Source organism: Azotobacter salinestris, from assembly GCF_009363155.1.
GTDB classification, from domain to species: Bacteria; Pseudomonadota; Gammaproteobacteria; order Pseudomonadales; family Pseudomonadaceae; genus Azotobacter; species Azotobacter salinestris.
This window is the reverse complement of the sequence record NZ_CP045302.1, coordinates 426,407-439,570: the sequence shown is the minus strand read 5'-3', so window position 1 is coordinate 439,570 and position 13,164 is coordinate 426,407. Positions and strand designations below refer to the sequence as shown.

The window sequence follows — 13,164 nt, the reverse complement described above, 5'->3', positions numbered from 1 at the left end:
TCCGTCACTTCGAGCGGTCGCGGGCGTCCCAGTGGCGCTGCGCCTGGGCCAGAGCGTCCTCGCGTGGCGTGCCGAGGGCGCGCAGAGCCAAGGCCATGGTGCCCAGCACGGCCAGGCGGCCGTAGTCGTCCTCGGCCTCGCCGCGCCAGAAGGCCTGCAGCTGCGCCGGGTCGAGCCGCTCGGGCTTGACGTGGCGCTGCGGGGCCATGGCCGGCCATTCCTCGTCCCAGCTCTCGCCGCCGGCGGTGCCGTACAGGTGGCTGACGGCATCGGGATTGATCTCGATCTCGCCGCCATCGCCCTTGACCACCACGGCGGTATCGCCGAGCAGGCGGCTGCCCTCGCGGTGGATGGCCTGGTAGCCGGGGTGGAAGATGCTCTGCAGGCTGCAGCGTGCGCCGAGCGGGTTGAGCATGCGCGCCAGGGAGTGGATCGGCGAGCGCAGGCCCAGGGTGTTGCGCAGCTCGATCATCCGCTGCAGGTGCGGCATCCAGGCGCCGAGCGGGATGAAGGCCAGGTTGCGGGCCTGCAGAGCCTTTTCGACCTCGCTCCAGTCATGGCACAGGGGAATGTCCAGCAGGTCGAGCAACTGCTCGCTGTAGAGGCGCCCGGCGGTGTGCGCGCCGCCACCGTGCATGAGGATGCGCACGCCGTTCTGCGCCAGGCATTTCACCGCCAGCAGATACCAGGGCAGATGGCGCTTCTTGCCGGCGTAGCTCGGCCAGTCCAGGTCGACGGCGAGGCCGGCCGGGGGCTGCAGGCGGGCGCGGACGGCCTCGGTGAAGCCGGCCAGCTCCTCGGCGCTTTCCTCCTTGTGGCGCAGCAGCATCAGGAAGGCGCCGAGCTGGATTTCCTCGGTCTTGCCATCGAGCAGCATGCCCATGGCCTCGCGTGCCTCCTCGCGGGTCAGGCTGCGCGCGCCGCGCTTGCCCTTGCCGAGGATGCGGACGAACTGGGCGAAGGGATGTTCTTCAGGGGTAACGGTAGTCATAGGCAATTCGTCGGTTTCGGCAGGCCAGCCAGCTTGGCGGCCAATTTGGCGGGGGTACCCTTGAACAGGCGGTTCAGGTGCAGGCTGTTGCCCTTGTCCGGACCGAGTTTCAGGGCGACGTATTTGATCAGGGGGCGAGTCGCCGGCGACAGCTGGAACTGTGCGTAGAAGTCGCGCAGCAGGCGGAGGATCTCCCAGTGCTCGGCATTCAGCTCCAGTTCCTCACGCCGGGCCAGGGCCTCAGCCACGGCCTCGGACCAGTCCTGCAGGTCGATCAGGTAGCCGTCCTTGTCCAGTGCCAGGCTGCGGCCGGCGACGTTCAGGGTGTTCATAGCCAGCCGTTGACCTTGTCGTAGCGGGTGCACAGCTCGACGAAGCCTGGATAGTCCACCACCTGCACGCGCTCGGGCGCCGTGAGGTTGCGCGCCTGCAGGTCTTCTTCGAGGGCATGGATGGCGATGGAGGCGGGCAGGTGCTCCAGCATTTCGAGTGGCGCACTGCCGGGCTGGAGCGCATGGCAGGCGTCGCCGCAGAGCAGCAGGCCGTCGCGAGCCCCGAGCGGGCGCAGGATGCTGTCCAGCGGACTGGCGAACGGCGATTGGGAGAGCAGGTGCAAGGTCGTCATCAGAGGCTGATCACCAGATCGTAACGGTCGAAGAGGTCGGCCAACTCCGGTCCCTCCAGGGCAGTGGCCGGCAGGGCCAGGGGCTGGCCGTCCAGGCCGCGCAGGCGCAGGCTCTGGCGGCAGACGTAGAGGTCCTCCACGCCGAACAGCGGCAGGGCCTGCAGGTTGGCGGCGAGGTCTTTCTGCTCGACGGCGGCCGGCTGCTGGCCGGGTAGCAGCTGGAACACCCCGTCGTCGAGGAACAGCATGCCGATGGGCAGCTCGAAGGCGCCGCCGGCCAGGGCGATGTCCAGCGCCTCGCGGGCGCCCAGACCGCTCCAGGGGCTGTGGCGGCTGACGATCAGCATCGACTTGGCCATTTCAGACACCTCCGAAGCAGACCAGACGGTCGGCCTGCTGGGCGGCTTCGTGCAACTGGCCGAGGCCGGACAGCTCCCAGGGCGGCGTCACCGCGACCGCCGCGCGGCCGTAGCGCTGTGCCTCCTGTGCATCCAACACGCCGCGGCGCAGGGCGGCGGCGATGCACACCACCGCATCCAGCCCGTGCCGTTCGACGAAGGCGCGCCACTGGGCCGGCAGATCAAGTTCGTCCTGGGGTGTGACGATGCTATCGGCGGCGTTGTACACGCCCGCCTGGTAGAAGAACAGCCGATTGATCTCGTGGCCGCCGGCGAGCACGGCTTCGGCGAAGCGCAGCGCACGCCGCGACGACGGCGCATGGGGCGGGGCGAACAGGGCGATGGCGAATTTCATGGGACAACGGCCGCGGGAACAGGAAGGAAAATGATACGCCAGAAAAGCGAAAGCCCGCATCGCGCGGGCTTTCGTGAGACCGGGACGGCGATCAGTCGTCGCTGCTCATGATGCCGAAGATCTGCAGCAGGCTGACGAACAGGTTGTAGATCGACACGTACAGGCTGATCGTCGCCATGATGTAGTTGCGCTCGCCGCCATGGATGATGGCGCTGGTCTGGAACAGGATGCAGGCCGACGAGAACAGCACGAAGCCGGCGCTGATCGCCAGCTGCAGGCCGCTGATCTCGAAGAACAGGCCGGCCAGGGTGGCGCCGAGCAGGACGAAGAAGCCGACGGTGATGAAGCCGCTGAGGAAGCTCATGTCCTTGCGGGTGGTCAACACGTAGGCGGACAGGCCGCCGAACACCAGAGCGGTCATGGCGAAGGCCGAGGACACCACTTCGCCGCCGTTGGGCATGCCCATGTAGTGGTTGAGGATCGGACCCAGGGTGTAGCCCATGAAGCCGGTCAGAGCGAAGGTGGAAAGCAGACCCCAAGCCGAGTCGCGTAGCTTCACGGTGAGGAAGAACAGGCCGTAGAAGCCGATCAGGACCACGAAGATGTTCGGGTAAGGCAGGCGCATCTGTTGCGCCACGAAGGCCACCAGGCCGCTGAAACCGAGGGTCAGGGCCAGCAGACCATAGGTGTTGCGCAGGACGCGGCTGACTTCCAGCTGCTCCGCCTGAGCGGATTGAAGGGCATAACTGTTGGGTTCGTGCATGGCACAGCTCCTTGATATGAGGTTCCGTGGAGATGACCGGATCATAGCAAAGGATGTGGCGCCGCCGACCGTCAGAGTTTGACAGTGTGTTTCGCGCGTACTGACTTCCCCGTGCCCGGCTGGCGCAGGAGACGGGCGGAGCGTCTGGCAGCCCCGTCCGCGGGCAGCGGGGCGATCGTAGGATCGCCCGTTCCCTCACTGGGGCTCCTGCTCCTCCTCCCCATGGGTGAGTTTGCCGTCGTTCGGCGGGGTGTATTTGACTTCCTCGGGCGGTTCGTACTCCGGCATCTGCGGGAAGTCTCCCGGATGGTTCCAGACCACCGGGTCGGGCTGGGGAATATCGGATCGCTGGCTCATGGCTCAATCCTCGCATCGGCTCCAGAGGCGCGGCTAAAAGTCCGTGCCGGGTTGCAGTTCTTATCTATAACTCATTGATGGGGGCGCCGGCCGGCGAGTTCCGCCAACGGCCGGAAACAGAACTTTTTCCACGCATCTGCCATCGGAAACAGCATGGCCGGCCAATGCCGCCCGTGCCAGTCGCCGGCTTTCCCATGGCTGTGCAGCAGAGGAACGAGCCCGATGCCCGATACGAGGTCCCACGAAGTGCGCCAGCCCGGCGTGCATTGCGAGAACCACCGTCCGACCCTGGACGAGGCGCTGCGCCTGCCGCGGATCGCCATCGAGAACACCGAACCGACCATCGACAACGGGCGCTTCGCCGTCAAGGCGACCGCCGGCCAGCCGGTGACGGTGACCAGCACCGTCTTCACCGACGGTCACGACCAGCTCGGCGCCGCCCTCTACTGGCGCGCCGACGGCGAAAGCGGCTGGCACCGCCTGCGCATGAGGTTCGCCGGCAACGACCGCTGGCAGGTCGAGTTCACGCCGCTGCGCGTCGCCCGGCACCTGTTCGTGGTCGAGGCCTGGTGGGACGCCTACGAAACCTATCGGCACGAGCTGCAGAAAAAGCATGCCGCCGGGGTGCCGGTTTCCCTTGAGCTGCAGGAAGGCCGCCTGCATCTGCAGCGGGCCGTCGAACACACCCAGGGCGAGGTCCGCGCCACGCTGGAGGACCTGTTGCGGCGTCTGGATCAGGCCCCGCATACCGAGGCCGTGGAGCTGCTGCTGAGCGGCGAGGCCTCGGCCGCCATGAGCGCCGCCGATCTGCACCCGCATCGCACCTACAGCAACGCCTTCCCCCTGGACGTGGAGCGCGAGCGCGCCCTGTTCGCCAGCTGGTACGAGCTCTTCCCCCGCTCGCAGACCGACAGTCCGCATCGCCACGGCACCTTCAAGGACGTCATCGCCCGCCTGCCGGCGATCCATGACATGGGCTTCGACGTCCTCTACTTCCCGCCGATCCATCCGATCGGCCGGCGTTTTCGCAAGGGTCGCAACAACAGCCTGGAGGCGGGGCCGGACGATCCCGGCAGCCCCTATGCCATCGGCAGCGAGGAGGGCGGCCACGAGGCCATCCACCCGCAACTGGGTTCGCGCGAGGAGTTCCGCGAGCTGGTCGCCGCCGCCGGCGAGTACGACCTGGAAATCGCCCTGGACTTCGCCATCCAGTGTTCCCAGGACCATCCCTGGCTGAAGCAGCATCCCGGCTGGTTCTCCTGGCGCCCGGACGGCAGCATCCGCTATGCGGAGAATCCGCCGAAGAAGTACCAGGACATCGTCAACGTCGACTTCTACGCCAGGGATGCCCTTCCCGACCTCTGGGTGGCGCTGCGCGACGTGGTGCTCGGCTGGGTCGCCGAGGGGGTGAAGATCTTCCGCGTCGACAACCCGCACACCAAGCCGCTGCCGTTCTGGGAGTGGCTGATCGGCGACGTGCGCAGCAAGCACCCGGAGGTGATCTTCCTCTCCGAGGCCTTCACCCGCCCGCCGATGATGCTGCGCCTGGGCAAGCTCGGCTTCTCGCAGAGCTACACCTACTTCACCTGGCGCAACACCAAGGAGGAGCTTGGTGCCTACTTCGCGGAGCTGAACGAAGCGCCGGCGAAGTACTGCATGCGGCCGAACTTCTTCGTCAACACGCCGGACATCAACCCCGTCTTCCTGCAGCACTCCGGACGCGCCGGCTTTCTGATCCGTGCCGCCCTGGCCACCATGGGTTCCGGGCTGTGGGGCATGTATTCGGGCTTCGAGCTGTGCGAGGCGGCGGCGCTGCCCGGCAAGGAGGAATACCTCGACTCGGAGAAGTACGAGATCCGCCCGCGCGACTATCAGGCGCCCGGCAACATCGTCGCCGAGATCGCCCAGCTCAACCGCATCCGCCGCTACAACCCGGCGCTGCAGACCCATCTCGGCTTCAAGCTGTACACCATCTGGAACGACAACATCCTGCTGTTCGGCAAGCGCACGGCGGACCTGTCCAACTTCGTCCTGGTTGCCGTCAACCTCGATCCCTGGCACCCCCAGGAGGCCCATTTCGAGCTGCCGCTCTGGGAGTTCGGCCTGCCCGATCACGCCGACATGCACGGCGAGGACCTGATGAGCGGCCATCGCTGGACCTGGCACGGCAAGATCCAGTGGACGCGCCTCGACCCGAACTATCTGCCCTTCGGTATCTGGAAGCTGAGCCCGCCGAAGTGAACCGCTGGCATCCAGGAGCAGAGAACAATGGATCAATCGCTCAAGCCTGCTGCCTTTCTCGAGGACCCGCTCTGGTACAAGGACGCGGTGATCTACCAGGTGCACGTCAAGTCGTTCTTCGACTCGAACAACGACGGCATCGGCGATTTCCCGGGACTGATCGCCAAGCTGGACTACATCGCCGACCTGGGGGTCAACACCCTCTGGCTGCTGCCGTTCTACCCCTCGCCGCGCCGCGACGACGGCTACGACATCTCCGAGTATCGCGGCGTGCATCCCGACTACGGCTGCCGCGCCGACGTGCGGCGCTTCATCACCGAGGCGCACCGGCGCGGGCTGCGGGTGATCACCGAGCTGGTGATCAACCACACCTCCGACCAGCATCCCTGGTTCCAGCGTGCGCGGCGGGCCAAGAAGGGCTCGGCGGCGCGCAACTTCTACGTCTGGTCGGATAGCGACGACAAGTACCCGGACACCCGGATCATCTTCCTCGACACCGAGAAGTCCAACTGGACCTGGGATCCGGTGGCCGGCCAGTACTTCTGGCACCGCTTCTATTCGCATCAGCCGGACCTCAACTTCGACAACCCGCAGGTGATGAAGGCGGTGCTCAGCATCATGCGCTACTGGCTCGACCTGGGCGTCGACGGCCTGCGCCTGGACGCCATTCCCTACCTGATCGAGCGCGACGGCACCAACAACGAGAACCTGCCCGAGACCCACCTGGTGCTCAAGCGCATCCGCACCGAGCTGGATGCCAACTACCCGGACCGCATGCTGCTGGCCGAGGCCAACCAGTGGCCGGAGGACACCCAGATGTACTTCGGTGGCACCCCGGGAGGGAAGGGCGACGAGTGCCACATGGCCTTCCACTTCCCGCTGATGCCGCGCATGTACATGGCCATCGCCCAGGAAGACCGCTTCCCGATGACCGACATCCTGCGCCAGACCCCGGACATCCCGTCCGACTGCCAGTGGGCGATCTTCCTGCGCAACCACGACGAACTGACCCTGGAGATGGTCACCGACCGCGAGCGCGACTACCTGTGGAACTTCTACGCCGCCGACCGCCGGGCGCGGATCAACCTGGGGATCCGCCGACGCCTGGCGCCGCTCCTGGAGCGCGACCGGCGGCGCGTCGAGCTGCTCAACAGCCTCTTGCTGTCGATGCCCGGCACCCCGGTGATCTACTACGGCGACGAGATCGGCATGGGCGACAACATCTATCTGGGCGACCGCGATGGGGTGCGCACGCCCATGCAGTGGAGCAACGACCGCAACGGCGGCTTCTCCCGCGCCGACCCGGCCGGGCTGGTGCTGCCGCCGATCATGGATCCGCTGTACGGCTTCCAGAGCGTCAACGTCGAGGCCCAGCAGCGCGACGTCTACTCGCTGCTCAACTGGACCCGGCGCATGCTCACCGTGCGCAAGCAGCAGAAGGCTTTCGGCCGCGGCACGCTGAAGCTGCTGGCGCCGGCCAACCGGCGCATCTTCGCCTACCTGCGCGAGTACCATGGCGCGGACGGCAGCAGCGAAACCATCCTCTGCGTGGCCAACGTCTCGCGCTCGGCCCAGGCGGTGGAGCTGGAGCTGCCCCAGTTCGCCGGCATGGTGCCGGTGGAGATGACCGGCGGCAGCGCTTTCCCGCCGATCGGCCAACTGCCCTACCTGCTGACCCTGCCGCCCTACGGCTTCTGCTGGTTCCTGCTGGCGCCTGAGTCGCAGATGCCCAGCTGGCACATCAAACCGGTCGAGGGCATGCCCGAATTCCAGACCCTGGTGCTGCGGCGTCTAGACGACCTGCTGGTGGACCCCAACCGGCGCATCCTGGAGAGGGAAATACTGCCGGCCTACCTGCCCAAGCGGCGCTGGTTCGCCGGCAAGGGCGCGCCGCTGGGCAGCGTGCGCATCGTCTACACGGTGACCTTCGGCAATCTGCCGCGCCCCGTGCTGCTCTGCGAGATCGAGACCGGCGTCGAGGGCAGCCAGCAGCGCTACCAGCTGCCGCTGGGCTTTCTCCCCGAGGAGGAGTTCGGCAGCGCCTTGCCCCAGCAGCTGGCCATGGCGCGGGTGCGCCGCGGCCGGCGGGTGGGCCTGCTGACCGATGCCTTCACCCTGGAGGGCTTCGTCCACACGGCGATCCAGGCGCTGCGCGAGCGCCGCGTGCTGGCCTTCGAGCAGGGCGAACTGCGCTTTCTGCCCACCGCCCAGCTGGACAAGGTCGAGCTGCCGGCCGACGCCGAGGTGCGCTACATCTCCGCCGAGCAGTCCAACAGCTCGGTGGTGATCGGCAACGCCCTGGTGCTCAAGCTGATCCGCCGGCTTTCGCCGGGCGTGCATCCCGAGCTGGAGATGGGCCTGTTCCTCACCGAATACGGCTTCGCCAACATCGCCAGCGTGCTCGGCGAGGTGTGCCGGATCGATGCCCAGGGCGGCTGCACCGCGCTGATGATCCTGCAGTGCTACCTGGAGAACCAGGGCGATGCCTGGGAGTGGACGCAGAACACCCTCGACCGCGCCATCCGCGACGAACTGGCCGGCGGCGAGTCGACCCTGGAGAGCCAGTACAGCGCGCTGCACGAGCTGGAGAGCTTTTCCCGCCAGCTCGGTCAGCGTCTCGGCGAGATGCACATGGCCCTGGCCGCGCCCACCGACAACCCGGATTTCGCCCGCGCAATCGCCGGCCCCGCGGAGGTGGCGCAGTGGGCCGAGCGTGTCGGTGCCCAGCTGGAGCGGGCCCTGGAGATCCTCAGCGAGCGCCAGGCGACACTGGCCGAGGAACCGCGTGCCGCCGCCGAGCAGTTGCTGCTGCAGCGCGATGCCCTGCTGGCGAAGGTCGACCAGCTGGCCGAGGCCTGCGTCGGCAGCCTGCGCATTCGCGTGCACGGCGACCTGCACCTCGGCCAGGTGCTGGTGGTGCAGGGCGATGCCTACCTGATCGACTTCGAGGGCGAGCCGTCGCGGCCGCTCGTCGAGCGCCGCGCCAAGCACAGCCCCTACAAGGACGTCAGCGGCGTGCTGCGTTCGATCAGCTACGCTGCCGACATGGCCATACGCAACGCGCAGAGCATCGACAGCTCGGAAGCAGCCGACCAGGCCCGCCAGCGCATCGCCTCGCTGTATCAGGAGAGCGCCCGCCGGGCCTTCCTCGCCGCTTACCGTCAGGCCGTGGCCGACATCGGCCATGCCTGGGCCGCGCCGGGGGGCGAGGAGGCCGCCCTGGCGCTGTTCAGCCTGGAAAAGACCGCCTACGAGATCGCCTACGAGGCCGAAAACCGGCCCGCCTGGCTGGCCGTGCCGCTGCGGGGCCTGGTGAGCCTGGCGCAACAGCTACTGGATGGAGATGTGCAATGAGCCTACCGCTGACCCAGCCTGTCTACGACGATTCCCTGCTGCCCGGCGAAGCGGACATCGATGCCCTGGTGCGCGGCGAGCACACCGATCCCTTCGCGATTCTCGGCCCCCACGGCAACGGCGAAGGCACAGTGGTGCGCGTCTACCTGCCGCATGCCGTGGCCGTGGACCTGCTCGCCCGCGATACGGGCGAAAAGCTCGCCGACATGGAGGCCAGCCGGGTGCCGGGCCTGTTCGTCTGCCGCCTCGCCGAAGCGCGCCCCTACCTGCTGCGCATCCGCTGGGCCTCGGGCGAGCAACTGACCGAGGACCCCTACAGCTTCGGTCCGCTGCTCGGGGAGATGGATCTCTACCTGTTCGCCGAGGGCAACCACCGCAACCTCGGCCACTGCCTGGGCGCCCAGTGCCTGAGCGTGGAGGGGGTGGAGGGGGTGCGCTTCGCCGTATGGGCGCCGAATGCCCGGCGCGTCTCGGTGGTCGGCCCCTTCAACGGCTGGGACGGCCGCCGCCACCCGATGCGCCTGCGCCACCCGGCCGGGGTCTGGGAAATCTTCATTCCGCGCCTCGCCCCGGGCGAGGCCTACAAGTACGAACTGCTCGGCCCCCACGGCATCCTGCCGCTGAAGGCCGATCCCGTGGCGCTGGCGACCGAGACGCCGCCGAACACCGCCTCGGTGGTCGCCGCGCCGCTGGAGCACGCCTGGCAGGACCACGACTGGATGCGCCAGCGCGCCGCCCGCCAGTCGGCGGACGCGCCGCTGGCGATCTACGAGGTGCACGTCGGCTCCTGGCGGCGCGACGAGGACGGCCAACTGCTCGGCTGGCAGCAACTGATCGAGCGGCTGATCCCCTATGTGCAGGAGACGGGCTACACCCACGTCGAGCTGCTGCCGATCATGGAACACCCGTTCGGCGGCTCCTGGGGCTACCAGCCGCTGTCGCAGTTCGCCCCCAGCGCCCGCTACGGCCGGCGCGAGGATTTCGCCGCCTTCGTTGATGCCTGCCATCAGGCCGGCCTCGGTGTGCTCCTCGACTGGGTGCCGGCGCACTTTCCCACCGACAGCCACGGCCTCGGCCGCTTCGACGGCACCGCCCTCTACGAGTACGACCACCCCTTCGAGGGCTTCCACCAGGACTGGGACACCTTCATCTACAACCTCGGGCGCACCGAGGTGCACGGCTTCATGATCGCCTCGGCGCTGCACTGGCTGCGCGAGTTCCACGTCGACGGCCTGCGCGTCGACGCGGTGGCCTCCATGCTCTACCGCGACTACTCGCGCAAGGAGGGCGAGTGGATTCCCAACCGCCACGGCGGTCGCGAGAACCTCGAGGCCATCGACTTCCTGCGCCACCTCAACGAAGTGGTCAAGACCGAGGCGCCCGGCGCCCTGGTGATCGCCGAGGAGTCCACCGCCTGGCCCGGGGTCAGCAAGCCGACCGCCGAGGGCGGGCTGGGCTTCGACTTCAAGTGGAACATGGGCTGGATGCACGACACCCTGAAATACATGGCCGAGGATCCCATCCATCGCACCCACCATCATGACCGCATGACCTTCGGCCTGATCTACGCCTTCTCCGAGCGTTTCATCCTGCCGATCTCCCACGACGAAGTGGTGCACGGCAAGCGCTCGCTGATCGACAAGATGCCCGGCGACCGCTGGCAGAAGTTCGCCAACCTGCGCGCCTACCTGAGTTTCATGTGGACCATGCCGGGCAAGAAGCTCCTGTTCATGGGCTGCGAGTTCGGTCAGTGGCGCGAGTGGAGCCACGACCACGAGCTCGACTGGTACCTGCTCAACTACGGCGACCACCAGGGCGTGCAACAACTGGTCAAGGACCTCAACCGGCTGTATCGCCAGGAGCCGGCGCTCCACCAGCAGGACTGCGTGTCGGAAGGCTTCCAGTGGCTGATCGGCGACGACCGCCACAACAGCGTGTTTTCCTGGTTGCGCTGGAGCCGCGAGGGCCAGCCGCTGCTGGTGATCGCCAACTTCACGCCGGTGGTGCGCCACGGCTACCGGATCGGCGTGCCCGCCGGCGGCACCTGGCAGGAGACCCTGAACAGCGATGCCGAGTGCTACGCTGGCTCCAATGTCGGCAATGCCGGTGGCGTGGTCGCCGACGAGCTGGCCAGCCACGGTCAGCCCTTCAGCCTCAACCTCAAGCTGCCGCCGCTGGGGGTGCTGATTCTGCGGCCCGAATGAGCGCGTCTGCGTCCGGCGCGGGCCGGCGACGGACGAGCGGCCCGGCGCTGGGGGAGGGGCTGCACTAGGCTGAGGGGCTGGCGATGTTGCCAGACCGCCCGGAGTCCCCCATGAGCCAGGCCATCGACGCGCTGCGCCACGAGCACGACGCGATTCTTTCCACCCTGCAGATTCTCCGCCGCATGGCCGCGCGGGCCCGACAGGGCAGCGCCGATAGCGACGACATCGCCGCGCTGCTCGGCTTTCTGCAGGAGTTCGTCGACAAGTGCCACCACGGCAAGGAGGAGGGGTTGCTGTTCCCGGCCCTGCAGCGGGCCGGGCAGCAGCGCGGGCTGGTCGGCGAGCTGACGGCCGAGCACGAGCAGGGCCGCGCTCTGGTCGCTGCCCTGCGCCAGGCCAGCACGCCGGTCCTCGATGCCGAGGCGTTCGATGCGGCCGCCAGGACCTATGCGGAGTTTCTCGAGCGGCACATCGACAAGGAGAACGACGTGCTCTTTCCCCAGGCCGAGCAGGCGCTGCCCGCGGACGAGCTGGAAGGGCTGGGGCAGGCCTTCGCCGACTTCGAGCTGCAGGCCATCGGGCCCGGTCGGCACGAGGAGTTGCACGACCTGCTGCATCGCTGGAAGGCCGACTATGCCGCTTGAAGACTGAGGCTCAGACCTCTGCCGCCTCCAGCTCCTTGTAGGCGTGGTTCAGCCAGACCTTCACCCGCTGCCGCTCCAGCAGGCTCAGGGCGTCGGGATTCGCATCGTCGCGGTTCTGCGCCGCCCAGAAGCTGTAGCCGTTGCGGTCGATCTTGCCCATCACCGGCGGGTGCAGGCGCTTCAGGTCGATGACGGCGGCGTTCAGATCCTGCGCACGCTGCTGCACCTCGGAGTCCTCCAGGGCCTTGAACTCGTTGTCGCGCAGCTGGTTGCGCACCAGCACGTAGTCGAGGCGGGTGCCGAACTGGTCGAGCAGCTTTTCCAGCAGATCCACCGAATCCTTGCCCGAGTCCATGACGTTCCAGTAACGGATGGCGATGCCCAGCTCCTCGGCCAGCTCCAGCACGCCCGACTCCTCCATCCATTGGCTGAGCGGCCGGTGGGTCTGCGCGGCGAGGTCGACGAGGATGCGCTGCTCCGGCTGCTCGGCCGCGGACTCCAGGATGGCGTCCAGGCTCTGGTAGCTGTCGATGACGGTGGGCGAGGCGTAGTCGCCGTAGTAGCGCAGCAGCGCGCCATGAGATCTGTCGGTGTCGAAGCCGATGAACGGCAGGTCGTGATCGATCATGTACTGGGCCAGCAGTCGGGCAACGACAGATTTGCCTACGCCACCTTTTTCGCCGCCAACCAGATGAATGGTCGTCATGTTTTCCTCATTGCGCGGGGTTGTTCATCGAGAAATTATACAGGTGATCCTGAGGCATTTTCATGACCAAGGGATAACGCCTCCGCCTTTTCGAGTCAGGACTACTTAAGACGCGCCTCCTCTTGGGCGGCGGCGAGCAGTTCGCGCAGGATGCCGCAGTCGCCGGCCTGCCGCCTCTCGCTGCAGCGTCCGCGCAGGGCGGACAGCTGGCGCTCCAGAACCTGCAGGCTCGCAAGGCGCGCCCGTACCCGCTCCAGCTGGGTTTCAATCAGCCGGTCGACATCCGTGCAGTCGGCTTCCGGATGCAGCACGAAGTCGAGCAACCGCTTGATCTCGGCGAGGGGAATGTCCAGCGCCCGGCAATGGCGGACGAAGGCCAGCCGTTCCAGGTGCTCCGCGCCGTAGATGCGGTAGCCGTTATTGCCGCGCGCGAGGGCGGGGAACAGGCCGGCCTTCTCGTAATAGCGGATGGTTTCGGTGTCGACGCCGGTGGCCTGGGCCAGTTCGCCGATGCGCATGGGTTTTC

At 67.4% G+C, this 13,164-nt stretch carries 13 protein-coding genes; 4 read left to right on the top strand and 9 right to left on the bottom strand.

The features are described from left to right. Positions 1 to 4: 4 nt before the first annotated feature. The 7 genes from GCU53_RS02150 to GCU53_RS25385 all read right to left on the bottom strand — a co-directional run bounded on the left by GCU53_RS02150 (position 5) and on the right by GCU53_RS25385 (position 3,489). Positions 5 to 991, bottom strand: a complete 987-nt coding sequence (locus GCU53_RS02150) for a glycosyl transferase family protein (RefSeq protein WP_152386154.1) — start codon at positions 989 to 991, stop codon at positions 5 to 7. Beyond that, positions 988 to 1,323, bottom strand: a complete 336-nt coding sequence (locus GCU53_RS02145) for a TusE/DsrC/DsvC family sulfur relay protein (RefSeq protein ID WP_152386153.1) — start codon at positions 1,321 to 1,323, stop codon at positions 988 to 990. The genes GCU53_RS02150 and GCU53_RS02145 overlap by 4 nt, the downstream gene beginning before the upstream one ends. Continuing rightward, positions 1,320 to 1,616, bottom strand: a complete 297-nt coding sequence (gene tusB / locus GCU53_RS02140; RefSeq protein ID WP_152386152.1) for a sulfurtransferase complex subunit TusB — start codon at positions 1,614 to 1,616, stop codon at positions 1,320 to 1,322. Before tusB ends, GCU53_RS02145 begins: the two co-directional genes overlap by 4 nt. Beyond that, positions 1,616 to 1,975, bottom strand: a complete 360-nt coding sequence (gene tusC, locus GCU53_RS02135; protein ID WP_152386151.1) for a sulfurtransferase complex subunit TusC — start codon at positions 1,973 to 1,975, stop codon at positions 1,616 to 1,618. Before tusC ends, tusB begins: the two co-directional genes overlap by 1 nt. A 1-nt stretch (position 1,976) precedes the next feature. Continuing rightward, complete coding sequence (tusD, locus tag GCU53_RS02130; protein ID WP_152386150.1) at positions 1,977 to 2,369, bottom strand: sulfurtransferase complex subunit TusD; 393 nt, start codon at positions 2,367 to 2,369, stop codon at positions 1,977 to 1,979. A 91-nt stretch (positions 2,370 to 2,460) separates the two neighbouring features. Continuing rightward, a complete protein-coding gene (locus GCU53_RS02125) occupies positions 2,461 to 3,132 on the bottom strand; it encodes a Bax inhibitor-1/YccA family protein (protein ID WP_152386149.1) in 672 nt (223 codons plus the stop codon). A 195-nt stretch (positions 3,133 to 3,327) separates the two neighbouring features. Then, on the bottom strand, positions 3,328 to 3,489 hold the full coding sequence (locus GCU53_RS25385; RefSeq protein ID WP_167520019.1) for a hypothetical protein: 162 nt from the start codon (positions 3,487 to 3,489) through the stop codon (positions 3,328 to 3,330). 222 nt (positions 3,490 to 3,711) lie between these two features. Between GCU53_RS25385 and GCU53_RS02120 the strand changes: the two genes are divergently transcribed. The 4 genes from GCU53_RS02120 (at position 3,712) to GCU53_RS02105 (ending at position 11,932) form a co-directional block, all read left to right on the top strand. Then, a complete protein-coding gene (locus tag GCU53_RS02120) occupies positions 3,712 to 5,730 on the top strand; it encodes an alpha-1,4-glucan--maltose-1-phosphate maltosyltransferase (RefSeq protein ID WP_152386148.1) in 2,019 nt (672 codons plus the stop codon). A gap of 27 nt (positions 5,731 to 5,757) precedes the next feature. Beyond that, positions 5,758 to 9,084 (top strand): maltose alpha-D-glucosyltransferase, encoded by a 3,327-nt coding sequence (gene treS, locus GCU53_RS02115; RefSeq protein WP_152386147.1) that lies wholly within the window; start codon positions 5,758 to 5,760, stop codon positions 9,082 to 9,084. Continuing rightward, positions 9,081 to 11,288 (top strand): 1,4-alpha-glucan branching protein GlgB, encoded by a 2,208-nt coding sequence (gene glgB, locus GCU53_RS02110; protein ID WP_152386146.1) that lies wholly within the window; start codon positions 9,081 to 9,083, stop codon positions 11,286 to 11,288. Before treS ends, glgB begins: the two co-directional genes overlap by 4 nt. A 110-nt stretch (positions 11,289 to 11,398) precedes the next feature. Then, the gene (locus GCU53_RS02105; protein ID WP_167520018.1) at positions 11,399 to 11,932 is read left to right on the top strand and encodes a hemerythrin domain-containing protein; all 534 of its coding nucleotides are present in this window, start codon (positions 11,399 to 11,401) and stop codon (positions 11,930 to 11,932) included. A gap of 10 nt (positions 11,933 to 11,942) precedes the next feature. Here GCU53_RS02105 and GCU53_RS02100 read toward each other — a convergent pair whose 3' ends face one another. Next, positions 11,943 to 12,638: a P-loop NTPase family protein gene (locus tag GCU53_RS02100; protein WP_152386144.1), complete on the bottom strand. Its 696-nt coding sequence runs from the start codon at positions 12,636 to 12,638 to the stop codon at positions 11,943 to 11,945. 101 nt (positions 12,639 to 12,739) lie between these two features. After that, the gene (gene cadR / locus GCU53_RS02095; protein ID WP_152386143.1) at positions 12,740 to 13,156 is read right to left on the bottom strand and encodes a Cd(II)/Pb(II)-responsive transcriptional regulator; all 417 of its coding nucleotides are present in this window, start codon (positions 13,154 to 13,156) and stop codon (positions 12,740 to 12,742) included. Between the last annotated feature and the right edge of the window lie 8 nt (positions 13,157 to 13,164).